General features: G+C 61.9%; 30 protein-coding genes, 2 tRNA genes and 3 pseudogenes. 25 read left to right on the top strand and 10 right to left on the bottom strand.

Annotation, left to right across the window (positions count from 1 at the left end; translation table 11 throughout):
- The first annotated feature begins 189 nt into the window (after nt 1-189).
- The 7 genes and pseudogenes from ACFHWW_RS25620 to ACFHWW_RS25650 form a co-directional block, all read left to right on the top strand.
- Complete coding sequence (locus ACFHWW_RS25620; protein WP_100669635.1) at nt 190-567, top strand: hypothetical protein; 378 nt, start codon at nt 190-192, stop codon at nt 565-567.
- 94 nt (nt 568-661) lie between these two features.
- The gene (locus ACFHWW_RS25625) at nt 662-889 is read left to right on the top strand and encodes a hypothetical protein (protein WP_379941638.1); all 228 of its coding nucleotides are present in this window, start codon (nt 662-664) and stop codon (nt 887-889) included.
- On the top strand, nt 886-2,334 hold the full coding sequence (locus ACFHWW_RS25630; protein ID WP_379941640.1) for a TolC family protein: 1,449 nt from the start codon (nt 886-888) through the stop codon (nt 2,332-2,334). The genes ACFHWW_RS25625 and ACFHWW_RS25630 overlap by 4 nt, the downstream gene beginning before the upstream one ends.
- A 14-nt stretch (nt 2,335-2,348) precedes the next feature.
- The gene (locus ACFHWW_RS25635) at nt 2,349-3,698 is read left to right on the top strand and encodes a multicopper oxidase family protein (protein ID WP_379941642.1); all 1,350 of its coding nucleotides are present in this window, start codon (nt 2,349-2,351) and stop codon (nt 3,696-3,698) included.
- 27 nt (nt 3,699-3,725) lie between these two features.
- Nucleotides 3,726-3,860, top strand: a pseudogene (locus ACFHWW_RS25640) (copper oxidase); the annotation flags it as partial.
- Nucleotides 3,861-3,881: 21 nt separating this feature from the next.
- Nucleotides 3,882-4,166 (top strand): copper-binding protein, encoded by a 285-nt coding sequence (locus ACFHWW_RS25645; RefSeq protein ID WP_379941644.1) that lies wholly within the window; start codon nt 3,882-3,884, stop codon nt 4,164-4,166.
- A gap of 36 nt (nt 4,167-4,202) precedes the next feature.
- Nucleotides 4,203-4,386 (top strand): annotated as a pseudogene (locus tag ACFHWW_RS25650) (adenylate/guanylate cyclase domain-containing protein); the annotation flags it as partial.
- A gap of 269 nt (nt 4,387-4,655) precedes the next feature.
- Here ACFHWW_RS25650 and ACFHWW_RS25655 read toward each other — a convergent pair.
- Together ACFHWW_RS25655 and ACFHWW_RS25660 are read right to left on the bottom strand one after the other, a co-directional pair.
- Nucleotides 4,656-5,213 carry a type II toxin-antitoxin system VapC family toxin gene (locus ACFHWW_RS25655; protein ID WP_275602595.1) on the bottom strand — a complete coding sequence of 186 codons (558 nt, stop codon included), beginning with the start codon at nt 5,211-5,213 and terminating at the stop codon, nt 4,656-4,658.
- Entirely contained in the window at nt 5,210-5,953 is a 744-nt protein-coding gene (locus ACFHWW_RS25660) for a hypothetical protein (RefSeq protein ID WP_275596797.1), read from the bottom strand. Before ACFHWW_RS25660 ends, ACFHWW_RS25655 begins: the two co-directional genes overlap by 4 nt.
- A gap of 59 nt (nt 5,954-6,012) precedes the next feature.
- Here ACFHWW_RS25660 and ACFHWW_RS25665 point away from each other — a divergent pair, with 59 nt between their 5' ends.
- Nucleotides 6,013-6,438: a hypothetical protein gene (locus ACFHWW_RS25665; protein ID WP_379941647.1), complete on the top strand. Its 426-nt coding sequence runs from the start codon at nt 6,013-6,015 to the stop codon at nt 6,436-6,438.
- A gap of 90 nt (nt 6,439-6,528) precedes the next feature.
- On the opposite strand, the gene ACFHWW_RS25670 is transcribed toward ACFHWW_RS25665, so the two are convergent.
- Nucleotides 6,529-6,603, bottom strand: a tRNA-Thr gene (locus ACFHWW_RS25670).
- A 261-nt stretch (nt 6,604-6,864) separates the two neighbouring features.
- Here ACFHWW_RS25670 and ACFHWW_RS25675 point away from each other — a divergent pair.
- From ACFHWW_RS25675 to ACFHWW_RS25720, 10 genes are all read left to right on the top strand, one after another.
- Entirely contained in the window at nt 6,865-7,080 is a 216-nt protein-coding gene (locus ACFHWW_RS25675) for a hypothetical protein (RefSeq protein ID WP_018094174.1), read from the top strand.
- 169 nt (nt 7,081-7,249) lie between these two features.
- Entirely contained in the window at nt 7,250-8,542 is a 1,293-nt protein-coding gene (gene murA, locus ACFHWW_RS25680; RefSeq protein WP_275596795.1) for a UDP-N-acetylglucosamine 1-carboxyvinyltransferase, read from the top strand.
- A 154-nt stretch (nt 8,543-8,696) separates the two neighbouring features.
- Nucleotides 8,697-9,137, top strand: a complete 441-nt coding sequence (locus ACFHWW_RS25685; protein ID WP_018094176.1) for a DUF2948 family protein — start codon at nt 8,697-8,699, stop codon at nt 9,135-9,137.
- A 64-nt stretch (nt 9,138-9,201) separates the two neighbouring features.
- Entirely contained in the window at nt 9,202-10,506 is a 1,305-nt protein-coding gene (gene hisD, locus ACFHWW_RS25690) for a histidinol dehydrogenase (protein ID WP_275596794.1), read from the top strand.
- Complete coding sequence (locus ACFHWW_RS25695; RefSeq protein WP_018094178.1) at nt 10,503-10,979, top strand: UPF0262 family protein; 477 nt, start codon at nt 10,503-10,505, stop codon at nt 10,977-10,979. The genes hisD and ACFHWW_RS25695 overlap by 4 nt, the downstream gene beginning before the upstream one ends.
- A gap of 13 nt (nt 10,980-10,992) precedes the next feature.
- Nucleotides 10,993-11,472, top strand: a complete 480-nt coding sequence (locus tag ACFHWW_RS25700) for a low molecular weight phosphatase family protein (RefSeq protein WP_275596793.1) — start codon at nt 10,993-10,995, stop codon at nt 11,470-11,472.
- Nucleotides 11,473-11,629: 157 nt separating this feature from the next.
- Entirely contained in the window at nt 11,630-11,848 is a 219-nt protein-coding gene (gene infA / locus ACFHWW_RS25705) for a translation initiation factor IF-1 (protein WP_004435948.1), read from the top strand.
- Between the two features lie 97 nt (nt 11,849-11,945).
- Nucleotides 11,946-12,566, top strand: a complete 621-nt coding sequence (locus tag ACFHWW_RS25710) for a Maf-like protein (RefSeq protein WP_004435951.1) — start codon at nt 11,946-11,948, stop codon at nt 12,564-12,566.
- Nucleotides 12,567-12,570: 4 nt separating this feature from the next.
- Entirely contained in the window at nt 12,571-12,783 is a 213-nt protein-coding gene (gene yacG / locus ACFHWW_RS25715) for a DNA gyrase inhibitor YacG (RefSeq protein WP_018094182.1), read from the top strand.
- Nucleotides 12,784-13,024: 241 nt separating this feature from the next.
- A tRNA-Phe gene (locus ACFHWW_RS25720) sits at nt 13,025-13,100 on the top strand.
- A 64-nt stretch (nt 13,101-13,164) separates the two neighbouring features.
- Here the strand turns inward: ACFHWW_RS25720 and ACFHWW_RS25725 are convergent.
- Nucleotides 13,165-13,329, bottom strand: a pseudogene (locus ACFHWW_RS25725) (transposase); the annotation flags it as partial.
- A 131-nt stretch (nt 13,330-13,460) separates the two neighbouring features.
- Between ACFHWW_RS25725 and ACFHWW_RS25730 the strand changes: the two are divergent.
- The 5 genes from ACFHWW_RS25730 to ACFHWW_RS25750 all read left to right on the top strand — a co-directional run bounded on the left by ACFHWW_RS25730 (nt 13,461) and on the right by ACFHWW_RS25750 (nt 17,307).
- Nucleotides 13,461-13,745, top strand: coding sequence for a BrnT family toxin (locus ACFHWW_RS25730; protein ID WP_379941652.1), 285 nt, complete (start codon nt 13,461-13,463; stop codon nt 13,743-13,745).
- Complete coding sequence (locus tag ACFHWW_RS25735; protein ID WP_275596791.1) at nt 13,721-14,038, top strand: BrnA antitoxin family protein; 318 nt, start codon at nt 13,721-13,723, stop codon at nt 14,036-14,038. The genes ACFHWW_RS25730 and ACFHWW_RS25735 overlap by 25 nt, the downstream gene beginning before the upstream one ends.
- A gap of 583 nt (nt 14,039-14,621) precedes the next feature.
- Nucleotides 14,622-15,722: a serine kinase gene (locus tag ACFHWW_RS25740; protein WP_275599967.1), complete on the top strand. Its 1,101-nt coding sequence runs from the start codon at nt 14,622-14,624 to the stop codon at nt 15,720-15,722.
- On the top strand, nt 15,709-16,791 hold the full coding sequence (locus ACFHWW_RS25745) for a nucleotidyltransferase family protein (protein ID WP_379941654.1): 1,083 nt from the start codon (nt 15,709-15,711) through the stop codon (nt 16,789-16,791). Before ACFHWW_RS25740 ends, ACFHWW_RS25745 begins: the two co-directional genes overlap by 14 nt.
- 204 nt (nt 16,792-16,995) lie before the next feature.
- On the top strand, nt 16,996-17,307 hold the full coding sequence (locus tag ACFHWW_RS25750; RefSeq protein ID WP_100669626.1) for a hypothetical protein: 312 nt from the start codon (nt 16,996-16,998) through the stop codon (nt 17,305-17,307).
- Nucleotides 17,308-17,590: 283 nt separating this feature from the next.
- Here ACFHWW_RS25750 and ACFHWW_RS25755 read toward each other — a convergent pair whose 3' ends face one another.
- The 6 genes from ACFHWW_RS25755 to ACFHWW_RS25780 all read right to left on the bottom strand — a co-directional run bounded on the left by ACFHWW_RS25755 (nt 17,591) and on the right by ACFHWW_RS25780 (nt 22,754).
- Nucleotides 17,591-17,980: a DUF930 domain-containing protein gene (locus ACFHWW_RS25755; protein ID WP_018094189.1), complete on the bottom strand. Its 390-nt coding sequence runs from the start codon at nt 17,978-17,980 to the stop codon at nt 17,591-17,593.
- A 161-nt stretch (nt 17,981-18,141) separates the two neighbouring features.
- On the bottom strand, nt 18,142-18,603 hold the full coding sequence (locus ACFHWW_RS25760) for a YbaK/EbsC family protein (RefSeq protein WP_275596789.1): 462 nt from the start codon (nt 18,601-18,603) through the stop codon (nt 18,142-18,144).
- Nucleotides 18,604-18,681: 78 nt separating this feature from the next.
- Entirely contained in the window at nt 18,682-18,870 is a 189-nt protein-coding gene (locus ACFHWW_RS25765) for a hypothetical protein (protein WP_018094191.1), read from the bottom strand.
- 70 nt (nt 18,871-18,940) lie between these two features.
- A complete protein-coding gene (locus ACFHWW_RS25770) occupies nt 18,941-19,195 on the bottom strand; it encodes a GlsB/YeaQ/YmgE family stress response membrane protein (protein ID WP_004435988.1) in 255 nt (84 codons plus the stop codon).
- A 153-nt stretch (nt 19,196-19,348) separates the two neighbouring features.
- Nucleotides 19,349-20,641, bottom strand: coding sequence for an L-rhamnose catabolism isomerase (gene rhaI, locus ACFHWW_RS25775; protein WP_275596788.1), 1,293 nt, complete (start codon nt 20,639-20,641; stop codon nt 19,349-19,351).
- Nucleotides 20,642-20,654: 13 nt separating this feature from the next.
- Nucleotides 20,655-22,754, bottom strand: a complete 2,100-nt coding sequence (locus ACFHWW_RS25780; RefSeq protein ID WP_379941658.1) for a bifunctional rhamnulose-1-phosphate aldolase/short-chain dehydrogenase — start codon at nt 22,752-22,754, stop codon at nt 20,655-20,657.
- A 201-nt stretch (nt 22,755-22,955) separates the two neighbouring features.
- On the opposite strand from ACFHWW_RS25780, the gene ACFHWW_RS25785 reads away from it, so the two are divergent.
- Both ACFHWW_RS25785 and rhaS read left to right on the top strand, forming a co-directional pair.
- On the top strand, nt 22,956-23,768 hold the full coding sequence (locus tag ACFHWW_RS25785; RefSeq protein ID WP_004435998.1) for a DeoR/GlpR family DNA-binding transcription regulator: 813 nt from the start codon (nt 22,956-22,958) through the stop codon (nt 23,766-23,768).
- A gap of 114 nt (nt 23,769-23,882) precedes the next feature.
- On the top strand, nt 23,883-24,872 hold the full coding sequence (gene rhaS, locus ACFHWW_RS25790; protein ID WP_004436001.1) for a rhamnose ABC transporter substrate-binding protein: 990 nt from the start codon (nt 23,883-23,885) through the stop codon (nt 24,870-24,872).
- Nucleotides 24,873-24,968: the final 96 nt, after the last annotated feature.

Genomic DNA, 24,968 nt, shown 5'->3' on the forward strand with positions numbered 1-24,968 from the left:
GAGGCTTTCAATTGCTTCTCTTCCCTGAATTTTTTCCGATTGACCTTGCCATCGTTGTAAGCCCTAGAACTTGAAAATCGGGTTGCAGCGGCGAAGTTCGCCCGTTGTGGCCGCGCCACACTCGATGCGCCTTGCGCGTCAACGTGAGCTGAAGATTGAAAATTTTGGGCCCGATAATAGGCATTGAACATGGGCATGCTTCGAATCACGACGCAGAAGCTGTTGATTCTGTTCCGCCTGGTGATTTTCGTGTCACTGGCGGCATATGCATTGCCGAGTTCCTCCGCAGCCATGCACGGCGACTGGTCCCAGTCTGAAATTGCGCAGTCGCGCGATCATTCCGATATGGCGAGCGGCGCGCATTCGCACGGCGATCAGGACTCCTCTGCCGAAGGCGACCAGAAGCCCGCGAAGCAGCAATGCTGTAAAGACGTTTGTGCCGGCATGGCGATTCTGGCGGGGACCGACGCTATTGGCAGACCCCGCCTATCCCCCGTCCGGGAATTCGTCGACGAGGCCGGGACCACGGGCGAATTGCCGCTGCTGCACCGCCCCCCAAGCGCCTGAATAGGATGCGCCCGTCCGCTTGACGGGTCGAACGCGTGTTCGCGAGCAAGCCTTGCTCTCGAGCGCTGCCGCAATCTCCTATTCGGATAAATCCATGAAACATCTGCTTTTCGTGGCCGTCCTGCCGCTTTTTGCGAGCGGTTGCGCCGCCATCTTGCCTCCCGATGTGATCGCCTCGGGCGAACTCCCGGCCAGCGATGCCGGGGTGCGCCCCGTTGCCTATACGAGTCCTGTCGCGGGCTATACGGACCGCAGGGCCGTCGATCCCAAACCATGGCGCGACCAGAATGATGCGCAGGCTCCGAAAGGAGGCGGATCATGATGAAAGCCAAGATGAGACTGGCGGCGACGCTCGCACTGCCGCTGGTGCTCGGCGGCTGCGTTACGGCTGGCGAGTACGCAGTTAAGAATGCCGGATTTTCCCTGGTCGCGGCGACAACGGCCGAAGCCGCCGGCAAGCAGACCGTGTGGGTGCAGAACCAGGAACAGGCCCGATCCGTCTCCAAGCGGGTGAAGGCGCTGATGGCGAAGAAGTCGATCGACGTCGAGACGGCAGTCCAGGTCGCGCTGCTCAACAACAAGGGGCTGCAGGCGGCCTATGCCGATCTCGGCGATTCCGCGTCCGACGCCTGGCAGGCGACAATGCTCGTCAACCCGACCGTGGGTGTCGGGCTGACGGGCATCGGCACGCCGGGGCTTACGGCATTCCGGACGGTCGAGAGCGCGATCGTCTCCAATATTCTTGCGCTCGTCACGCGCGACAGGAATATCGCGCTCGCCGACACCGAGTTCCGGAAGGCGCAGTTGGATGCCGCTTCGCGCACCTTGCAGCTTGCTTCCGAGACGCGGCGCGCCTGGATCAATGCCGTAGCGGCTTGGGAAACGGTGGGCCAGCTCAACCGGGCGCAGGCGGCGGCCGACGCAGCGTCCGCGCTTGCCGAAAAGCTCGGGGAGAGCGGGGCCATGACAAAGGGGGCGCAGGCCCGCGAGCATGTCTTCTACGCCGAACTGGCGGGAGAGGGGGCCAAGGCGCGGCTCCAGGCGCGTCTGGCCAAGGAGGAACTGACGCGGTTGATGGGCCTCTGGGGTTCGGACGTCAAATTCCAGGTGCCGAACCGGCTGGCTCCCCTGCCGAAGGGTCTGATGAAGCGCGACCAGATCGAGGCGGAAGCTCTGCGGCGGCGGGTCGATCTCCAGATTGCGAAGCTCGATCTGGAGGCGACGGCCAGATCCTACAATCTGACCGAGGCCACCCGCTACGTCACCGACCTCAACCTCCTCGCCGGCTTCGAGACCGAGCGGGCAAAGGAGGACGGCGACATCTCGTCGGAGACGACGGGCCGGGCCGATCTCGAATTCGTCATTCCCATCTTCGACAGCGGCAAAGCGCGCATGCGCAAGGCCGAGCTCGCCTATATGCGGGCGGCGAACCTTCTCGCCGAAAAGGCCGTCAATGTCCGCTCGGAAGCACGCTCGGCCTATCAGGCCTACCGCGCCAACTACGACATCGCCCGGCACTACCGCAGCAGCGTCGTGCCGCTGCGCACCGAAATCGAGGAACAGTCACTCCTCACCTACAACGGGATGATCACCAGCACCTTCGAACTGCTCGCCGACAGCCGCGAAAAGGTCAATGCGATCCTGCTCGCGATCAATGCCAAGCGCGACTTCGGGCTGGCCGAGGCGGATCTGGCTCCGGCGATCTACGGCGGGGGCGCGGCCTCCCGCGAAACCGAGGTCGCGGCGGCCGCCGAAAACGGCGAATGAGAAAGGCACGCAAAATGTTCAACAGACGACAGTTACTCGGCGCGAGCGCCGCACTGGTTTCCACCGCCGCCTGGGCGAAAACGTCGAATATGGGCCTGCCCGAGGCGGCATTCATGGAGACGGCGGATACGCAAGCCCCCGTCCGGCCTTCCTCCGGGCCTGACTACAACCCGGTGGTGACCATCAACGGCTGGACCGCACCCCACCGGATGAACAGCGGCGTCAAGGAGTTCCATCTCGTCGCCGAGCCGGTCGAGCGCGAGATGGCGGAGGGCATGACCGCCTATCTCTGGGGCTATAACGGCCAGTCGCCAGGTCCGACGATCGAGGCGGTCGAAGGCGATCGGGTCCGCATCTTCGTCACCAACAAGCTGCCGGAGCCGACGACGATCCACTGGCACGGCATGATCCTGCCATCCGGCATGGACGGCGTCGGCGGGCTGTCGCAGCCGCACATCCCGCCCGGCAAGACTTTCGTCTACGAGTTCGATCTCGTGAAGTCGGGCACCTTCATGTACCACCCGCATTCCGACGAGATGGTGCAGATGGCGATGGGGATGATGGGCTTCTTCGTGATCCACCCCAAGGATCCGAAATTCATGCCGGTAGACCGGGATTTCGTGTTTCTGCTCAACGCCTACGACATCGAGCCGGGCTCCTACGTGCCGCGTGTCATGGAAATGACCGACTTCAATATGTGGTGCTGGAACAGCCGCATCTTCCCGGGCATCAGCCCGCTGGTCGTTTCCAGGAACGACCGCGTGCGCGTGCGGGTCGGCAATCTCACCATGACCAACCACCCGATCCACATGCACGGCTACGACTTCGAGGTCACATGTACCGACGGCGGCTGGGTCCGAGCGGAGGCACGCTGGCCGGAGGTCAGCATCGACATTCCGGTCGGCGCCATGCGCGCCTACGAATTCGACGCCAAATACGCGGGCGACTGGGCGATCCACTGCCACAAGTCGCACCACACGATGAACGCCATGGGACACGACATCCCGACCTTTATCGCCGTCGACAAAAAGGAGGTCGCGGAAAAGATCCGGAAGGTCCACCCGGAATACATGCCGATGGGTACGGCCGGCATGTCCGACATGGGCAAGATGGAGATGGAGATTCCCGAAAACACCATACCCATGATGACCGGCTGGGGTCCGCACGGGCCGATCGAAATGGGCGGCATGTTCTCCGTCGTCAAGGTGCGCGAGGGCATCTCGGCGGACGATTACTCCGATCCCGGCTGGTACGAAAACCCGCCCGGAACGCAGGCCTGGGAGTGGACGGGCGAGCTTCCGGACTGGACCAGGGCCGATGACGCAAAGACGCGGATCACGCCGAAGCACTCCAAACACGGATGATAGCGCATGACGATCTTCAACCAACCGATCCGTCTCGCCCCCGGAAGGTCGGGCGAGATCGTCTGGAAATTCACCAATGCCGGCGCTTTCAAGATCGCGTGCCTGGTGCCGGGTCACTACGACGCGGGCATGCACGGCGACGTGACTGCCGCACGGAAATAAATCCTCAGGAAAGGGTCTCACATGAAAACGACTGTCAAATTCACACTGGCCTTCGCCCTCGCTCTCGGCACGGCCTACGGCGCCATCACCGGCGACTTCACCAAAGCCACCGTCAAGAAGGTCGATGCCAAGGCGAAGAAGGTCACGCTGAAGCATGAGGAGCTGAAGGCTCTCGAAATGCCTGCCATGACGATGGTCTTCAGGGTCAAGGACGAAGCCCTGCTGTCGAAGCTGAAGGAAGGCGACCAGATCGAATTCGTTGCCGAACGCGTAGACGGCAAGCTGACCGTCACCGAAGTGAAGTAGCTCCGATGGGGACGCGGCGGGATGCCGCTGCGTCCCCATCCCGGCTTCGATGCCGTCATCGGCCCGCATTACGGCACGGTCGTCGGAGGCGTTCTGGACAGCGGCGTCCACAGCGAGTTCACTGTAATAGGCGATGCGGTGAACGTGGCGCAAAGGCTCGAAAACCCCGGCCAAGTCGCTCGACGCTCCGCTTGTGATCTCGTTTTCGCTGATCGAGCGTCCTTGCCTGGACAGTCCAGCCAAGCCCTGCACGTTTGCAGGCGGTCTTGAAGGCGTTGCTGATACGACTTCCTGCCGACGTGTCTGCATCCTTATCCCGGGTCGGGACGTTCATACGGGACGCACTTGCAATTAATAGCACAGGGTTAGTTGTCCTGCTCCCAACTCCGCCCAGGTCGGCAGCAAGGCGGGAGAGCCCTTGGCCTTCGGATCGACAGAGTTTGTCCGAAGGCATTCCCAGCAACTGAGGAATTACGGATGACCCGGCGATTACTCGCTGTCTTCCGTGCCATTTTCATCGATTGTGGGCGGCTCAAAACTGAATGATGTCTGGTCATCTTCGGGCGGAAGTTGCAAGTCTTCGATGCCCAAGACCTCGAATTTCGAGCCAGCCAGTTTCTTGATGTCCCCGTCATCAGAATAGATGACCGTCGCGCCCTCGATAGCGGCTATGGCGACGATCTGGTCATCGAACTTGGCTTTCGCCTTTGACACCGTTGCAGATTTCGTCCCGCTCTGGCGGCGCTCAACCTGCATTGCTGCGTATTCTACCGCCGCACGCTCATCAAAAGGCGAGATGCGGAAATGCTTGCTTCTCTTGATGATCGAGAGACGTTCCGGTGCTCCGTCCTGCGCCCTAACAAGGCTTTCGGCGAGCGAGGGCGTGGGGATGATGATCTTCGTCTTTTCCCGCTGGAGGGTTGCGATCAGATACTCGACACGCTCGCGGCAACGCTCGACTGGCAGGCCAGTGGTTTTGCAGGTCGGCGCGTTGGCACTTTCATCGAAGAGGTAGACAAGTATGTTGGCGTCGAAGGCAACAATCAATTCGCGTCTCCGCCACCATGACGATCTTCAAGGAGTGCACGAACAGGATCGGGAACCTCGTTCCAGGTGCTTCCTTTGATCTTTCGCAGGGAAGCAACCACCTCTTCCAGAGGCTCGTCGCCCAGAACTTCAAAATCGGTGATCTTGAAGCTCTTCAAAACCCAACTGCCATCGGCTTCCCGATACCATGTCCCACTGCCGTAAACCCGCAAGGTCGGGCCGAGAAGATGCTGTGCAATCTTCCGGGCGAGGTCGGCTGTAGCATTGAGACCGCTATGGATGGTGGCACCATCGCGCAGGTGAACCGGGATGGTGTCATCCTTACCACCGACACGAATGACCTGCCCCTCTAGACTGCCTTCCTGCCGGATCGGCCCAAAGACAAGGGGCTCCGGTCGGGTACGACCAGGAAACGGCAAAATGACAGCGCCATCGTTCCCGCTCAGTTCGCCGGTTGCATTGTCCTTGCGCAGCATCTCATCAAGTTCGTCAAACGCCTTGAGGGCATCCTTGGGCGCGCTCCCCCGCTGAAGACTCAGCACCCTGTCCTGCACCTTCGGCTGCGCTGGTTCATCCACTGCGGCGACAAGAATAGCAGAACCCGTCTCGACACTCTGAAAATGAACATTGGCGGTTTCGCCAAGCAAACGGGCATACGCCGCCATGTACTCCGCAAGCCGGTCCATAGGCAGCGTTTCCGGCGTGTAGCTGTTTTCTATTTGAAACCTATATTCGCTCATTCCAATCATGCCTCACGCTGATCGGCGCAAATTCCGACCATCTTACCACACGACTACCATTGATCGCCCCTGAAACCAAACGGTACTGTTTCTCGTGGCAAGAAATAGCGGCGCTGGTCGACGACATCATGCGCCCGGGTCAGCCGGTCGCCTCCGTAGTCATCCCCGGCTATCAGGACACACTTGCGGATCGCACGCGCAACCCGGGTATTGCAGCGCTCGAAAACGGGCGCGCGGCAGGGCCGTCGTCCGGCGCCTACACGCAGCGGCGTTCGGCCAATACCGAAGCCGTCGAGCGCGCCAATATCCAGACGCCGGAAACGCTGCAGACCCGGACCTACGAGTGGATGCGCGGCCAGGTCAGCGGCACCTATCTCGCGACGGCGATCGCCGCCGTCGTGGCGCGGGCGAAGAACTGGGGCATGGCAAAACCGTCGTTTCGGCGAGGGTGCGCGAGATCGGGTGCGACGTCCACTTTTCCTTGAGTGCCCCAAATAGCGCCCAAACTGCTGTATGTTGGTGAGTTGGGCGTTTTGTAGGAAGGCCGGAAGTACTTAATTTCTTTAGGAGATTAATGGTGCTGCTAGAGAGATTTGAACTCTCGGCCTCTCCCTTACCAAGGGAGTGCTCTACCCCTGAGCTATAGCAGCATCCGGCGGCGCTTCGTGACAAGCCGCATCAGGCGAGGGGCCTATTGCCATAGCTTGAGGGAGAGCGCAAGCCGCATTTCGAAGTTTTTGGGCGGGCCGCGCCGGGAAGGTGGCGGGCTCACACGGTCCGGGGCGCTCAAGCTCTTCCGTTGCGGCCTGTTGCGGCACGGACCGGCTCGGAAGCAGCTTCGCGGTTTTCCCCGATTTCGCTCTCACCCGGCCGGCTTGCCGCTTCCGAAGCTCCTGGTTTTGCGGTAATGGATGGCCATGCAGAGCGACGACAACAATAAGCATGTGCCGGGGCGGGCAAAGGGCGCAGGGCATTCGAGCGAGGCCGAGGCGAGGCGGCTGCGTCTGGCGAAGAACCTTCGCGACAATCTCCAGCGGCGCAAGCAGCAGATGCGTGCGCGCCGGGCGGGTGCTGCGGACGAGACATCCGGACTGCCTGCCGCAAAAACGGACGAATCGGAAGATTAGGTCCTGCAACCGGCGGCAGGCGGGGCCGTCCGGGTCTTCGCTTCCCTGCACCCCCGCATTTCAAGGCACTTCTAATTTCACCGCATCTCCACTAAAGAGACGCCCTTCAACAATGCCGGATCGGCATCGATTTTCCAGAAAGGCGGGCAGCGCCCGTTCGAGAGGTCTCATGGATCGCATCAGGATTGTAGGCGGAAACGAACTCCACGGGGTGATCCCCATCTCCGGCGCGAAGAACGCCGCCTTGCCGCTGATGATCGCGTCGCTCCTGACTGACGACACGCTGACGCTCGAAAACGTCCCGCATCTGGCCGATGTCGAGCAATTGATCCGTATCCTGGGCAATCATGGTGCCGACATTTCCGTCAATGGCCGGCGCGAGCGCCAGGGCGAGAGCTATGCCCGCACGGTTCATTTCACCAGCCGCAACATCGTTTCGACGACGGCGCCTTATGAACTCGTCTCGAAGATGCGCGCGAGCTTCTGGGTCATCGGGCCGCTGCTCGCCCGCGAAGGCAAGGCGCGGGTGTCTCTGCCGGGCGGCTGCGCCATCGGAACGCGTCCGGTCGATCTCTTCATCGAGGGGCTGGCAGCACTTGGTGCCAATATCGAGATCGATGGCGGCTACGTCAACGCCACCGCACCGGCAGGCGGGCTCATCGGTGCGCGCTACGTGTTCCCGAAAGTTTCCGTCGGCGCGACGCATGTGCTGATGATGGCGGCAACGCTGGCCAACGGCACGACCGTGCTCGGCAATGCCGCACGCGAGCCCGAAGTCGTCGACCTTGCCAAATGCCTGAACGCCATGGGCGCGAAGATCAGCGGGCAGGGGACGAGCACCGTCACCATCGAGGGCGTGCGCTCGCTCTCGGGAGCCCGTCATCGCGTGCTGCCCGATCGCATCGAGACGGGAACCTATGCCATGGCCGTCGCCATGGCGGGCGGCGACGTCATTCTCGAGGACACCGAGGCGAGCCTCCTGGACACGGCGCTCGAGGCGATCCGTCGCGCCGGCGCCGAGATCAGCGAGACGAACAACGGCATCCGCATCGTCCGCAACGGCGCCGGCATCAAGCCGGTCGACATCGTTACCGATCCGTTTCCCGGCTTCCCCACCGACCTCCAGGCGCAGTTCATGGGACTGATGACCCGGTCGAGCGGCATTTCCCACATTACCGAGACGATCTTCGAAAACCGTTTCATGCATGTGCAGGAGCTGGCGCGGCTCGGCGCCAAGATCTCGCTCTCCGGCCAGACGGCCAAGGTCGAGGGCGTGTCGCGGCTGAAGGGCGCACCGGTCATGGCGACGGACCTCAGGGCCTCCGTTTCGCTCGTCATCGCGGGCCTGGCGGCCGAGGGCGAGACCATGGTCTCGCGCGTTTACCATCTCGACCGCGGCTTCGAGCGCCTCGAAGAGAAGCTCACGCGCTGCGGCGCCCATGTCGAGCGCGTCAGCGACTGATCCGGCTCGGCGCGTCCGATCAGGTGCGCAAAGCCGCTGTGGCGCTTTCGGTCACTTCCCGCGCTCGAGCCGTTGCGGTTTCGGGCGCAACGTCCTATGTCCTTGGCGATCACCCGCTAAAATGCGGGGCATGAAAACGGACGGGATGAATCGCATGGATGCTTTGAAACTGCTGGCACTCGACGAGGAAGACCTTGGCGTCGTCTCCGCCCATGTGCAGGACGCAGTCTTCAAGGTAGCGGGCATCGCCTACGACGCCCGGCGCCGGCAGTTCACCCTGGTGGTCAACCGCTTCGCCTGGGAAAAGGCGGAGGGCAAGCGCCGCGGCTTCGAGCGGCGCCGTGCCGTCCTTCTGTTCAAATGCGTCAGTGCCGTGCGGTCGCTCGGCTTCGATCGCACCGACATGGAAGCGGTGCTCGACCTTCTCGCCCTGCGCTTCGACGTCAAGGGGGAGGGGCCGGAAGGCACGATCGAACTCGTGCTCGCGGGCGAGGCGTCGATCGCGCTCGATGTGGAGTGCATCGAGGTGCAGCTTGCCGATACCGGCGGCGCCTGGGAGACGGCGTTCAAGCCGCGCCACCCCGAGGGCGCCTGAGGACGCCGGTTTGAGAACTCCCGCTTGAGCGTCCCCGCCGGCAACCACCAAAAGGATCATCGCATTGGCAATCAGGCTGAACTATCTCGATACGAGCTTCGAGCGCGATTTCGCCGCGTTCCTGACGACGAAACGGGAAGTTTCCGAAGACGTCAACGCCGTCGTGCGCACCATCATCGACGATGTCCGCGCCCGCGGAGATGCGGCGCTCGCCGATTATTCCACGCGTTTTGACGGGATCGACTTCACGGTCACGGGCATGGCGGTGACGTCGGCGGAAATAGATGCGGCGATCCACGCGGTTGCTCCGGAAGTGCTCGGTGCTTTGAAAGTCGCGGCGACCCGCATCGAGGCGCATCACCGGCGGCAATTGCCGAAGGACGACATTTACGAAGACCAGATGGGCGTCGGCCTCGGCTCGCGCTGGACGCCGATCGACGCAGTCGGTCTCTATGTGCCCGGCGGCACGGCGAGTTATCCGAGCTCGGTTCTGATGAACGCTCTGCCGGCCAAGGTCGCAGGCGTGCCGCGCATCGTCATGGTCGTGCCGGCCAGCGGCGGGGCGATCAATCCGGCGGTGCTCGCAGCCGCCCGCCTTGCCGGTGTGGAGGAGATCTACCGCATTGGCGGCGCGCAGGCCGTGGCCGCGCTCGCCTACGGCACCGAGACGATCGAACCGGTTGCGAAGATCGTCGGCCCTGGGAATGCCTATGTTGCGGCCGCCAAGCGGCAGGTTTTCGGCACGGTCGGCATCGACATGATCGCCGGGCCGTCGGAAGTGCTGGTGATCGCGGACCGCGACAACGATCCGGATTGGATCGCCGCGGACCTGCTCGCCCAGGCCGAGCACGACGCCGGCGCGCAGGCGATCCTGATCACCGACGATGCGGCCTTCGGCGATGCGGTCGAAAAGGCGGTGGAGCGTCAGTTGAAGACGCTGCCGCGCGCCGACACGGCGGCAGCCAGCTGGCGCGATTTCGGCGCCGTGATCCTGGTTCCGGATTTCGACAAGGCCGTGCCGCTCGCCAACCGCATCGCCCCGGAACATCTCGAACTGGCGACGGCCGATCCGGACTCGATGGTTCCCGCGATCCGCAATGCCGGTGCGATCTTCATCGGCAGGCACACGCCCGAAGTCATCGGCGACTATGTGGGCGGTTCCAACCACGTACTGCCGACGGCGCGTTCGGCGCGGTTCTCCTCGGGCCTCGGCGTGCTCGACTATGTGAAGCGAACCTCGATCCTGCGGCTCGGCCCGGATCAGTTACGCATTCTCGGGCCCGCCGCGATCGCGCTGGCAAGATCGGAAGGCCTCGAGGCCCATGCCCGATCGGTTGCCATCCGCCTCAACCTCGGGGAAGAGGGATGAAGGCCGATCGCAACCTGCGGCTCTGCGATGTCGTGCTGGACGAGACGATCGGCCGCTCGACGCCGGATGTGGAGCATGAGCGCGCGGTTGCGATTTTCGACCTGCTCGAAGATAACCTGTTCGAACCCGTCGGGCATTCCGGCGGCCCCTATCGGCTCAATCTGTCGCTGGTCGACGCGAAGCTGGTCTTCCGGATTTCGACGGATGGCGGTACCGAGGTCGCCACCCACATCCTCTCGCTCACGCCCTTTCGCCGTATCGTGAAGGACTACTTCATGATCTGCGAAAGCTATTACCAGGCGATCCGGTCGGCGACGCCGAGCCAGATCGAGGCGATCGACATGGGGCGGCGCGGCATCCACAACGAGGGTTCTCAGACCCTGATGGACCGGCTCTCGGGCAAGATCAGGCTGGATTTCGATACGGCGCGCCGGCTCTTCACGCTCGTCTGCGTGCTCTACTGGCGCGGCTGACGGGGAGGCGGAGATGATCGCGACCGCCACGCCGCAATCGAAAGCGCCCCGCTCGGTTCTTTTCATGTGCGGCATGAACGCCATCCGTTCGCCGATGGCCGAGGCGCTCGCCCGCGTGGCGCTTCCGAAGGGGACCTACGTCGCCTCCGCCGGCGTCCGGCAGGGCGAGCGGGATCCCTTCGTAGACGTGGTTCTCGAAGAGGTCGGGCTGACGATCGGCCGGCATCAGCCGCGCACGCTCGAAGAGCTCGAAGACGATTACTTCGACCTCATCGTGACGCTGGCGCCCGAAGCCCACCACATGGCCCTTGAATTGACCCGATCCATGGCCGTGGATGTGGTATACTGGCCGACACCCGACCCGACTGTTGCGACCGGCACACGGGAGCAGATCGTGGCCGCCTACCGGGCGGTGCGCGATCATCTCGCGACGCTGATCGCAAGCCGTCTCGCCGTGGAAAGCCCCCAGAAAGGCAGTCCTCCGGAGGCATGATTCCGATCCTCGCGCCGCGATTCGATGCGTGATGATCGGGTACCCGAAAAAGCCTGATCAAAGCGGTTCACAAAGCCGCGGCGATTGTGTAGTTTCCGGCAACTTTTCGAGGATGCCTGTTGCATCCGCTATTGAGCACGAGAAAGAACAGTCCTGCATGGCGAAAGAAGAAGTCCTAGAATTTCCGGGCGTGGTCACCGAATTGCTTCCCAACGCGACTTTTCGCGTGAAGCTTGAAAACGAGCACGAGATCATCGCCCACACGGCGGGCCGCATGCGCAAGAACCGTATCCGCGTTCTGGCCGGCGACAAGGTCCTCGTCGAGATGACGCCCTATGACCTGACGAAGGGTCGCATCACCTACCGCTTCAAGTAGGCCCCGGCCGAATGCACGTCGCCCAAAAGTGCTGAGCGATTTTGGGCAGCGATATGCACGAGCATGGCACAAACTCCGGGAATAACGGCTCGCATCGATGGCAGTGACCAAGAAACTGATACTGGCGTCCGGATCGCCGCGTCGTGTCGAGCTCCTGGCGCAGGCGGGAATCGAGCCCGCGCGCCTCATGCCTATGGACCTGGACGAAACGCCGAAGCGTTCGGAACACCCCCGCTCGCTTGCGCGGCGGCTCTCGGCTGAAAAGGCGAAGGCGGCGCTTTCTGCGATTACCGGCGACCCGGCCTGGGACGGCAGCTACATTCTCGCAGCCGACACCGTCGTTTGCGTCGGCCGCCGTATCCTGCCGAAGCCGGAACTGGTGAGCGAGGCGTCGAGCGCATTGCATCTTCTGTCGGGCCGCAGCCACCGCGTCTATACGGGCATCTGCCTCGTCACGCCCGACCGCACGCTTCGCCAGAAGGTGATCGATACCAAGGTGCGCTTCAAACGCCTTTCCACGCTCGACATCGAGAGCTATCTCGCTTCCGGCCAGTGGCGCGGCAAGGCCGGGGGATATGGTATCCAGGGAATTGCCGGAGGTTTCGTCGTGAAGCTGGTCGGCTCCTACACCAATGTGGTAGGCTTGCCGCTCTATGAGACCGTCAATCTACTCGTCGGCGAAGGGTACGACGTGCACGATCGTTGGCTGGAAGGCTGAGAGGATGCGCGGCGAAGGCAAGAAAAACGGGTCGAACGTAGAACCCCTGCGCGCAACGCGTCCCTGCGCGGAGTGTGGACGTCCGTCCGTGCGCGAGCATTATCCCTTCTGCTCCGAGCGGTGCCGTAACGTCGATCTCAATCGCTGGCTGTCCGGTTCCTATGCGATCCCGGTCGCTGACGACGAGTCGAAGGCCGACGACGGCGACGAACGGTAATTCTTCGCTCCACCCGAACATCGGTAATTTCGAAGCGGCCCCCGGGGAATTCGCGGACGCCGGCGATCTCTCTGAATTCCTTCGACTTTCTCCACCTTTACGCAGCCAGCTAAATTACTTCGAAAAAGAGTCATTTGGTGCTGGACACGGCCGAACAAGATGTTATAACCCCGCTCGCTTCCGGGGCGAACGACACGCCCCAGCGGTTTCCCGAAGGAGACTGCCGCCGTCAAGGCAGGATGCCCGGATAGCTCAGTTGGTAGAGCAGCGGATTGAAAATCCGCGTGTCGGTGGTTCAAATCCGCCTCCGGGCACCATTTTACTCTTAAAATCATTGTTTAAAAGCTCTTTGAGCCTTCTTGCGCCGTCGGTAGCGGGACGGACAGCGCGGAGATTCTGGCAGCGCTCTTTGCGCCGGCGGAAGAGCTGGCTCACATGAACGCCCGCCGAGTGCGCGATCTCCGAAACGCTTGCGCCTGACTCAAGCGTCGCCGCGACCAGCCGCTCCTCCTCCCGAGACCAGCGCCGACGCCGCTCGACCGACATAATCACCTCAATCTGATGCTTCGTCACAGGACTAATCCGAGTGTTACGTGAAGCTATTCAGCAGCCTCGGCTGCCGTATTTCCGCGCACATTGCGGCTTGATATCAATCATAAATGTAGTTACATTAATTCATGAGAATTGTATGGGACGAGCCCAAACGGCAAGCCAACCTTGAAAAGCATGGTTTCGATTTTGCCGATGTAAGCGACATCGATTGGGCGAGTGCCATCATTGAGGACAGCAGGACAGATGCTTCGGGCGGAAAGCGCTTGAAGGCTATCGGTTATTTTCGTGATGGGACAGCACCGGTCATTTTCGCGACACTCGGAACGGAAGCTATATCGATCATCAGTTTTCGTCCTGCTAGCGACAGAGAAAGAAGGAGGCTTCCATGGCCACCAAGACCCAAAAGCTGAAAACGTTTGAGCCAGGTCACGGTTACACGAAAGAAGACTGGGACGCTGTCGATTTTCCCGAGTTGACCGACGAAGAGCTTGCCAACATGCGCCCGGCAAAAGAGGTGCTACCGCCTGAGTTTTTCAGAGCTATCGAAGAGCGTCGCAGATCGCGTGGGCGCCCACCGCTGGAGCATCCGAAAAAGCAAATCACCCTCCGGTTGGACGAAGATGTGATTGCTAAGTTTCGAGCAAGCGGCAAAGGCTGGCAGGGCCGGATGAATGAGGCGTTACGAAAAGCTGCAGGCATATAGCCGGCGCGAAAATTCACGCATTTCCAGCACATGCGCATAGAGGCGGCCTATAAACCGCCAGCTTCGCGGATCTTTCGGCCAGTTGAAAATCGGCGTGTCGCCAGGTGTCCGGCTTCCATCGAGATATTGGCCTTTACCGGGCGACGACTCGACGATGGCGGGAACGACAACGAAGGCCGCTCCATCCGCGAGCTGTTCGGCGACCTCGGATACTGACGCAGTTCGTCAATGTCTCGCGGCTCCGGGACCTCGCCGTCATCGTTCCGCGGCCGCATCAGCGCGCAATACCTCATCACAGTCTGGCCCATCGCAGTCGCGCCGGGTGCAGCAGGAAGGCGACACCGTAAGCCCCATCGTGTTCGTCGCCGCCGATATTGTGCCAGCATCACCTCCAAGCGGGGCCACGGCACTCCATCCGCGGCCTTAACTCGAGCTGCTTATTTTCGCTGCCGAACGATGTATCTTTAGCAGTATCCCATTGAATCCTCTGCCGTGGACGCCGCGTCGGGGCTGGCGGGATCGCGAATTTTCGACCACAAATACGAAGACATGCCGAGGCACGCGGCAGCGCGAGGGGGTTGGAATGAAATTCCGCGTCTCCGACGGGGCACGATTTTTTCTGCTCGGACAGCGCAAGACGATTTTCGTCGAAGCGTCGCAGCAGATTTTTGAGGTTGACGACCTTACCGCGTATCTCACCTGCCTTCTCGCCGAACCCATGTCGCAGCGCCGGCTGGAGGCCGATCTCGTGGCACGCGGCGCCGGCCGGGCCGAAGCGCGAAAATCGGTGCGGGATTATCTCCTTTATATGTCCCGCGAGGGTCTGCTGGAGATTGCCTTCGACGCCGAGGACGGGGCGCCGATACACACGCATGTGCTGGACATGCATGGAGCCGCCGTCTCGATAGCATATCACGATAGGGGCCTCCTCGATCTCATCCTGCCCGTATTCGATCATCAGGCGTCAGAGGGCCTGAAGCCTTCGGTCTCCTATGCGGTGGCGAAGTTCGGCAACCGCGTGTGCGTCAGCCGCAACCGTTCCCCCGGCATGATCGTCGCGGCCAACGAAGCGGTGCCGGCGCTGAAAGCGTTGCTGACGGAGGATGTGCTTGCAAGCCTCGGCACGACGGTCGCGCTTCATGCCGCGCTCCTGGTGAAGAGCGGGAAGGGGCTTCTGATTTGCGGCGCGCCGGGCGCGGGCAAGTCGACGCTCGCGCTCGCGCTCCTCGAAGCAGGCTTTGCCTGCGGCGGCGACGATATCGCGCTGATGAGGCCGGACGGCCTGCTGCGGGGCGTTCCCTTCGCCCCTGCTCTGAAGCGCGGCTCATGGGGTCTCCTCGAAGGCCTGCGCGGCACGATCGAAGCGGCGCCGGTTCATCGCCGCCTCGACAATCGATATGTCCGCTACCTGGCGTCGATCCCCTTTGCGTCTGACGATGCAGTGCCGCTTGGCACCATCGTGCTGCTGCGCCGGCGCAAAGGCCGGACGGAGCTTGCCGCGGTCGAACCGGCGCGGGTTCTGTCGGAGCTCTTTCTCGGCGCCTTTACGCCGACACGGCGCCTCGACCTGTCGCAGTTCGACGCCCTGCTGAACGCCATTCGCGGCGCCAGTGCCGTCGAGCTTTCCTATATGCGGCTGGACGAGGCCGTAGAGATGCTGAGCAGGCACCATGACGGGACGTAGCTATCGAAACCTTCTCGCGCTCACATCCTGCCTCAACGGCAAGCCTCCGGCTGACGTGGACTGGGAGCACGTCATCGCGCTTGCGAATGATAGCCTGACGATATCCTCGCTCGCTCTCGCGGCGAGGAAATATGCGGTGGACGTGCCCGAGGATGTCCATCGCTACCTCTCTCTGATTTACGACAGGAACGCGGAGCGCAACAGGAGACTGTTGGCGCAACTGACCGAGGCGGTTCAATGCCTCGACCGCATCGGCGTGGAGCCGGTCCTCATGAAGGGTGCGGCAATCCTGGTTGCACAGAAGCCGGACGAGATCGGGGCGCGGATGCTGACCGACCTCGATATTCTCGTCCGCCCCGCCGACATGGCTTCATCGATTGGAGCACTGCAGGACATCGGTTACGAGATCCGCCTTGCCGCCGGCAGCGGCTCATGGCCGGGAAACCCCAAATTCCATCTGCCCGCAGTCCTGGAGCGGCCGACGGATGCAGGGAGCATCGATCTTCAATGCCGGCCTAAAGGGCCGGCCTCCTTCAGCGACATCGAATGGCTGTATGGGCACAGCCGCAGGATCGTTCTCGATGGCGGAGACGTTCGCATTCCGTCGCCCTTTGCCCAGATCGTCTTCCTGATCTTGCATGATCAGTTCCAGGATGGCGACTACTGGCGCGGCCTGATCGATCTACGACACCTTCTCGATCTGTCGAAGCTCTCAGCTTCGGACAGCGTCGACTGGGCGCAGCTGATGTCGCTTTTCGCCAGAGGGTACGAAAGACATGCGGTCGAGACGCAGATTCTGACAGCCGACATGCTGTTCGGGATGGGTGTGGCGTCCGCTTTGTCCGCCGGGAAGCTGCCGCGGCTTCAATTGCAACGCAGACGCGTCCAGCTTGGAAGGGATTATCTCTTCGTCCCCTTCACCGTTTTCACGCTCCTGACCGAGATCGCCCACTACCCGTCCTGGGACCGGTACGGCGGTGAGTCATACCCGTCGCGGCGCCAGGAGGCCAAGCGGAAACTCCGCGAGCTCCGACGCATCTTTCGGTCGAGACCGTCCGGAAAGATCTAGAGTGGATATTGATGGCTGAAGGGTGCCGATTTCCTGTAACGGTCTTGAGTGTACACCAGAATAAATCTTTGTAGCTATATATGGCTAATTATAATTGATTATATAGTATTCTATATTGCGGGAAGCACCCAAATGTAACACTATTGTCCAGCAAAATTTTACTGTAAATTCGGCGAAATAGTCAACGAACAGGGGGAGGCGTCCATGAGTTCCGAAATGCCAAACGGACTGCCGTCGCGCAGCGACGAAGACCGACGTGAATTTCTGAAGAATTGTGGGCGCTTCGCGGTGGTGACGCCACCCGCCGTCACCATGCTGCTTTCGACCAGCCTTACATCGAATGCAATTGCCAAGTCGGGTGGCGGCGGCGGTGGCGGCCCGAAGGGCAACAATGGCTACGGCAACGGACCGGACGGAACAAATCCCGGTAGCTCGCATGGCGGCGGCGTGTCGCAGGGCGGCCCGGGAGCCGGGCAGTCGCAGGGCGGTTCGAAGTCAGGCGGGGTCTTGCGTTAATCGCTCGCCAATGCGGGTCGTGGGCCGGAGCAAGCCGGATCACGCCAATGAAGGTGATTTGTTAACCAATTTCTTACAAAATTCTTGACGCCGATGATCACGGGCCGGCTGGCCCGTCGATCCGGCGCAGGTGCGGCATTCGTCTTCCTGAGGAGCTGGGTAGGATGTACGAAATGACGGAACACATGATGAAGGTGCTGATGAGCATCATCGCCGCACTGTCGCTCGGGTCCCTGGTGTTCCTGATGGCGATCGTCTAGATCGCGATGACTGTGCGGCTCTCCTAGGGATAAAGATAGAGCTGGTCCCAGTTCTCCCGCGGCACACGTTCTCCGATCTTGTATTCGAAGGACAGCACCTCAAGGTGCTCGGAATCCGTTTTGCACCTGAATGCCAGTTTGTACCAGTCGCCCTTGCTTCGGAATACCGCGCCCGTCGCCTTCATCCTGTCGCCTTTCATGACGGGATCGGCGAAGGTATAGGCGATGACCTTGTCCGGTTTGAACCGGTTCTTGTCGGCGCCGATCCGCTCCATCGCTTCCGTGTCGCAACGCTGCTCCAGCCGCGTCTGGGGATCGAGCTTCTCGAATTGCCGGACGAGGGACCGGTCCATCGCTTGCGTTGGGCATGCCGCCAATGTGGCGAGGGCGAGGGCGCATGCGCGTGATTTCATTCTCCGTACCGCTCCAGATCTACAACGCGGTGGCATTCCGACTCATCGGCCTGCCTCGCGGGGTGGGGGAGTTGTCAGCATTCAGTTAAACTATGTGGCCATTCCAAGGCCGCTGCCCAAGACCACTGCCCAAGACCACTGCGTGCCGCGGCATGTAGACGCTACACCGCCGAGACGTCGATCCATTTTGCACCGGTCAGCTCGGCCATCCGCTCCGGGCTGATATGGACGGCGGCGTTGGTCGCACCAGCTGCGGGCACGACCACGTCGAAAGCCTTGAGAGACTCGTCACAATAGACGCTGTGGGGCTTGGCGAGCCCGAAAGGGCAGACCCCGCCGACCGGATGGCCCGTTTCCGTCTCGACCTCGTCGAAGCCGAGCATGCGCGCCTTGGTTCCAAACCGCGCCTTGTATTTCTTGTTGTCGAGGCGCGCATCGCCGCGCGTGACGATCAGGATGATTTCGTCGCCGACCCGGAGCGCGAGCGTCTTGGCTATCTGCGCCGGTTCGACGCCATGGCCTTCTGCCGCGAGCGCCACGGTGGCGGTGCTCTGCTCCAGCTCGATGACGTCGATGTCCGGTGCGTTCCGGGAAAAGAACTGTTTGACGGAAGCGAGGCTCATTTCGGCAATCTGTAGTTTGGATCAAATTAGCGTCGGCGCCGCACAGGGCTAAAAACCGCCGTTCAGGCGCGGCACATTTCAGTCGTCGTTCGAAGCATCGAGATCTTCGGGACGCATCCCTTCCTGCTGCGACGGCAGGTAGCCGTTGCTTGCGAACCAGGTTTCGAGGATGGTGGAGATCGCCTGTTCGCGCGTCAGGGTGCCGGGGTGGTCCGCGATGTAGGACTTGAGTGCGTCCTCGATCTTTTCCGCGTAGAGTTCGGTCATTTTCGCCTCCGCTCGTTGGCTTGCGATGGCCGGTCCGCGTTTGGCGCGGACCGTATGGGGGTAACGCGGATCAGGCTTGTTTGACGACGCGAATCAGCACCAAAAGGATCACGGCCCCGATCGTCGAGTGAATAATGGCAGAAAAGATGCCGGTGCCGATGCTGATCCCGATGGCCGGGAAGAGAAGGCCGGCGATGAAGGCGCCGACGATGCCGATCACGATATTCCCGAGCAGACCGAAGCCGCCTCCGCTGACGATCAAACCGGCAAGCCAGCCTGCAACCGCGCCGACGATCAGGAATACCAGAATGCTTTCAATGCCCATGAATCACCCTCTCGTTGTATCTGAGGAGAGGATAAACCATGTTTTCGAATGCGATAGAAGTCGCGCGTCGTATTTTTGACGGCGGGGAATGCCTTCGTCGCCGCCGCCGCGACTTTCTCCCGTTCTGGCAGGGAGAAGTTGCTGCGGCGCGGTTCAGACGATGCCGCCGCCGCCGCCGGCGACTGCAGGACGCTCGGCTGCCACCCTGGCGCGGTAGCCGCTTGCCCGGTAGGCGGAAACCGGCGCAATGGCGCCGCCATTTTCCAGACGGGCCATGGCGAGGATGGGCTCGACGTCGGTCCGGAAGGCAGTCTTCAGTGTTTCTGATGCCATCAGCGCATCGTTCTCCTCCTGATAGCCTGCAAGTGCGTTACGGTCGACGATCAGCGCCTGGGCATAGGCACGGCCGACCTCCATGGCGCTCGTCATCAGGCTTTCGATCGGATCCGTCACGTTATGGCTCTGGTCGAGCATATGGGCCGGATCGAAACCGTGCGCGGCGCGTGTCTCCGCATCGACGAGCTCGTTGAAAACGAGGAACAGGCGGTAGGGGTCGATCGATCCGGTGTCGAGATCGTCGTCGCCGTATTTCGAATCGTTGAAATGGAAGCCCCCGAGCTTCTTGAACTGGATCAGCCGGGCGACGATCATCTCGATGTTGACGTTCGGTGCGTGGTGCCCGAGGTCGACGAGGCAGAAGGCTTTGGGCCCGAGTTCCTGTGCGATCAGGTAGTTCGTGCCCCAATCCTGCACGACGGTCGAATAGAAGGCCGGTTCGAACATCTTGTGCTCGGTGAAGATGCGCCAATCATCCGGAAGCGCCGCGTAAACCGCCTTCATCGAGTCGAGATAGCGTTCGAACGCCCGGGTGAAATTGCTCTGGCCGGGGAAGTTGGAGCCGTCGCCGATCCAGACGGTCAGTGCCTTGGAGCCGAGCGCCTTGCCGATCTCGACGCATTCGAGATTATGCTCGATCGCCTGGCGTCGGGTCGCGGGATCGGTGTGGGAGAGGGAGCCGAACTTGTAGGAATGCGCCTGAGCGGGCGCGTCCGAGAAGGTGTTCGAGTTCATCGCGTCGAAGCTCAAGCCGAGCGCCGTGCCCTTCTCCTTCAGGGCCCCAAGATCGGAGACCTTGTCCCAGGGGATATGGAGCGACACGGCCGGCGTCGCCCGCGTCAATTGCTGGATGACGGCGCAGTCTTCAAGCTTGTCGAAGATATTGCGCGGCTCGCCGGCGCCCGGGAAGCGGGCAAAGCGCGTGCCGCCGGTGCCGACGCCCCAGGAGGGGACGGCAACGCCGTAGGCCGCGACCTTGGCCTTTACCGCATCGATATCGATGCCGCGGCGGGCGAGCCGCTCGCCCAGGCTTTCGTAGTCGCGCGTGAGACCGTCCCGGCGGCTTGCATTCTCTAAATCGAGGACGGATGTGCTGATCATCAGGGTCATCGGTGCCTCCCGGTCAGCGGGTGAAGGACTGGGCATTGCCCGCGTCGACATTGACGATATTGCCGGTGGATTTCGCCGACATGTCGGAAGCCAGGAAGTAGATCGCCTCGGCGATATCTTCCGGGAAGACGCTGAGCTTCAGCATCGAGCGTTCGCGGTAATGCGCCTCCAGCTCGTCGACGTCCATCTTGTAGGCAGCTGCGCGCTGCTCCTTCCATTCGCCCGTCCAGATCTTGGAGCCGCGCAGAACCGCGTCGGGATTGACCACGTTCACGCGGATCTGCGCCGACGCTCCCTCGAGCGCCAGGCAGCGGGCGAGATGGATCTCGGCCGCCTTGGCCGTGCAATAGGCCGACGCCCCGGGCGATGCCGCAAGCCCGTTCTTGGAGGCGACGAAAACGACATTGCCGCCGGCCTTCTGGTTGCGGAAGATGCGGAAAGCCTCGCGCGAGACCAGGAAGTAGCCGGTCGCGAGAATGTCCATGTTCTTGTTCCAGAGCGCCAGCGTCGTGTCCTCCACCGCCGCCGAAGTGGCGAGGCCGGCATTGGAAACGAGAATATCGAGGCCGCCGAAGGCGAGGAGCGCGTCGCCGAAGCCCGATTCGACGGCCGCCTCGCTCGTGACGTTCATGTTGACGGAGCGGACGAAGTCCTTGCCGTAGCGGGTGGAAAGCTCGGTCTGAGCCGCTTCGAGCGCCGTCTCGTCGATATCGGCAAGCACCACGCAGGCGCCCTCCTGCATCAGCCGGTTGGCCGTCGCCTTGCCGATGCCGCCGGCGCCGCCGGTGACGAGCGCGATGCGCCCGGCCAGGCTCTTCGGCTTCGGCATGCGCTGCAGCTTGGCTTCTTCGAGCAGCCAGTATTCGATATCGAAAGCTTCCTGCTCCGGCAGCCCGACATAGGTCGACACGCCGGACGCGCCGCGCATCACATTGATCGCATTGACGTAAAACTCGGCCGAGATGCGCGCCGTCGCCTTGTCCTTGGCGAAGGTGATCATGCCGACGCCGGGCACCAGATAGACGACCGCGTTCGGATCGCGCATGGCCGGGCTGTCGGCGCGCTTGCAGCGCTCGTAATAGGCAGCGTAGTCGGCGCGATAGGTGGCGATCGCCTCGGCCAGGCCCGCAAGGGTTCTTCCGACATCCGGCTGCGTCGGGTCGAAATCGACGACCAGCGGTCGGATCTTGGTGCGAAGAAAGTGATCGGGGCAGCTCGTGCCGAGCGCCGCCAGCGGCTCGAGACTGGTCGAGGTCACGAAATCGAGCACCGCCTGACTGTCGTCGAAATGACCGACCTTGCTTTCCCCCGCGCTGATGAGACCGCGGATCACCGGCATCAGCTTCTTGGCGATCGCGGCGCGATCGGCGGCGGCGAGCACCGGTTTGGACCGACCGCCGAAGGCGGGACCCGTGTTCTCGGTCTCGAACCAGGCGATGGCGCGGTTGATGATCTCGATCGTGGTCTCGTAGGCCTCCTTCGCCGTGTCGCCCCAGGTGAAGAGGCCGTGGCTTTCGAGTACGACGCCGCGCGCATCCGGGTTTTCCTGGCAGAACTTTTCAAGCCAGAGCCCGAGCTCGTAGCCGGGCCGTTTCCACGGCAGCCAGCCGATCTCGTCGCCGAAGATCCTGCTCGTCAGTTCCCTGCTGTTCTTCGAGGCGGCGATGGCGATGATCGCATCCGGATGCATGTGATCGACATGCGGCTTCGGAACATAGGCGTGTAGCGGCGTGTCGATCGAGGCGGCGCGGGGGTTGAGGTTGAAAGTGCAATGCGGCAGGTAGCCGACCATCTCGTCTTCGAATTCGACGCCGCGATAAATGCCCTTCAGCGCGCGGAGCTTGTCCATGTAGAGGGTGGAGAAGCCGTCCATCTTGATCGTGCCGACGTCGCCGCCGGAGCCCTTGACCCAGAGGACCTCGACCATTTCGCCGGTCAGCGGGTCTTTTTCCATGACCTTGGCGGAGGTATTGCCGCCGCCGTAATTGGTGATCCGCTTGTCCGATCCGAGGAGGTTCGAGCGGTAGAGGAGCTTTTCCGGCTCGGTCATTCCTGCCGCCTTGCCCTCGTCCCAAAGATTGGCAAGGCGCGCGCCCTGGTGCTTGTCGAGCATGTCGAACTCCTCCCGCTGATCTGGCTGCCGCAACTTGGAACCGCGGCCCTATGATTGGCACCAGATCACACGGTGATTACGCCGATGTCAATCAAAAACGATCAAAAACTTTCATGATGCGCCGCACAATGAAAAAACATGATTGGTTGTGATTGACAATGCTCGGAAGGGATGGAAGCATGCGGAGCATCGGAGGAGCGCATGCACGAGAAAGAGAGACACAGGATCATCCTGTCGGCGGTGCAGGAAAAGCCGGTCGCAACCGTGCCTGAACTGGTCGATCTCACCGGCAGTTCGGAGGCGACGATCCGCCGCGACATCGCGGCACTGCATGTGCAAAAGCGGCTGCGCCGTGTCAGGGGCGGTGCCGAAGCGATCAACCCTCCGCAGTTCGTAGGCCTTGCCGGCCGCCCCTTCCGGGTGAACGAAGGCCTGCATGCGCGGGAGAAGCAGGCGATCGCCCGGGAAGCGGTGGCGCTCTGTCAGGACGGCGAACCGATCATCATCAACGGCGGCACCACGACCTTTCAGATGGTGCATTTCCTCGCCAATCGCCGGATGCAGGTCTTCACCAATTCCTTCCCGATCGCCGAGCACCTGCTCAAGCATTCCAAGAACACCGTCATGCTGTCGGGCGGGACGATCTATCGCGAGCAGAACATCATATTGAGCCCCTTCGAGAACGACGTGACGCGCAACTTCTATGCGCGGCGCATGTTCATGGGGGCGCAGGGGCTGGGGCCTCTCGGGCTGATGGAGGCCGATCCGCTGCTGATCCAGGCTGAGCAGAAGCTGATCGACCAGGCCGACGACCTCGTCGTGCTCGTCGATTCCTCGAAATTTCACAGGCGATCGAGTCTCATTCTGTGCGGTCTCAAGCGCATCGCCACCGTCATTACCGATTCGGGTATCGAGGACAGACATGCCTCGATGCTTGAAAATGCCGGCGTCAGCCTGATCGTCGCCGCTCAGAGCGCCAAGGCCGACGCCGAAAAGGCTTCGACATCCGCATGAAGCATGGGGAGAGGAGCTGATGTCCCGAGCTTCCGGGTGAAGATCGGGAAATGATTGTTCGGGCAGGAAGACGCAGCCACTCCGGATGCGGGCCCATGGGAGGAGAGAAAAACGATGAAAGTCCTGAAATCATTGATGGTGACGGCCGCCGTCGCCGTGGCGCTGATGGCAAACGCCGCTCATGCGGAAAACAAGAAGATCGCCCTTGTCGTCAAGGCATTGGGCATCGGCTTCTTCGAAGCGGCCAACAAGGGCGCTCAGGAAGCGGCCAAGGAACTCGGCGACGTCGAGATCATCTATACCGGCCCGACCTCGACGACGGCCGAAGGCCAGATCGAAGTGATCAACTCGCTGATCGCCCAGAAAGTCGATGCGATCGCGGTTTCTGCCAACGACACGGACGCGCTCGTCCCCGCGCTGAAGAAGGCGATGGATCGCGGCATCAAAGTCATCTCCTGGGATTCGGGTGTGGCCAAGGAAGGCCGTCTGATGCATCTCAACCCGTCCTCGAGCCCGCTGATCGGCAACATGATCATCAAGCTCGCCGCCGACAATCTGCCCGAAGGCGGCGACGTCGCAGTGCTCTCGGCCTCCGCAACGGCGACCAATCAGAATACGTGGATCGCCGAAATGAAGAAGGTCCAGGGCAACTACAAGGGCATCAATGTGGTCGCCACCGTCTATGGCGACGACCTGGCCGACAAGTCCTATCGCGAGACGCAAGGGCTCATCCAGTCCCATCCGAACCTGAAGGCCATCATAGCGCCGACCTCCGTCGGCATCGTCGCCGCGGCGCAGGCCGTGACCGACGCCGGCAAGATCGGCCAGATCAACGTCACCGGTCTGGGCCTTCCCTCCGAAATGGCCGGACACGTGAAGTCCGGCGCCTCGAAGTCCTTCGCCATCTGGAATCCGATCGACCTCGGCTATTCGGCAACGATGATCGCCTACGACCTCATCAACGGTGCCGAAGCCAAGCCCGGCGCGGAACTCAAGATGGGCCGCATGGGCACGGTCAAGCTCGACGAGAACAACGAAGGCGCCATGGCCGACCCGTTCGTCTATGATGCCTCGAACGTCGAGGAATTCGCGAAGATCTTCTGAGCGTCACGAGGAGGCGGCGTCCGCCCCTCATTCTGCCTGCCGGCCACCTTCTCCCCGTTCTGACGGGGAGAAGCGACGTGCGGCAATCTTCTCCTA

It is taken from the genome of Sinorhizobium sp. P24N7, assembly GCF_042436655.1.
Taxonomy (GTDB): Bacteria; Pseudomonadota; Alphaproteobacteria; order Rhizobiales; family Rhizobiaceae; genus Sinorhizobium; species Sinorhizobium meliloti_A.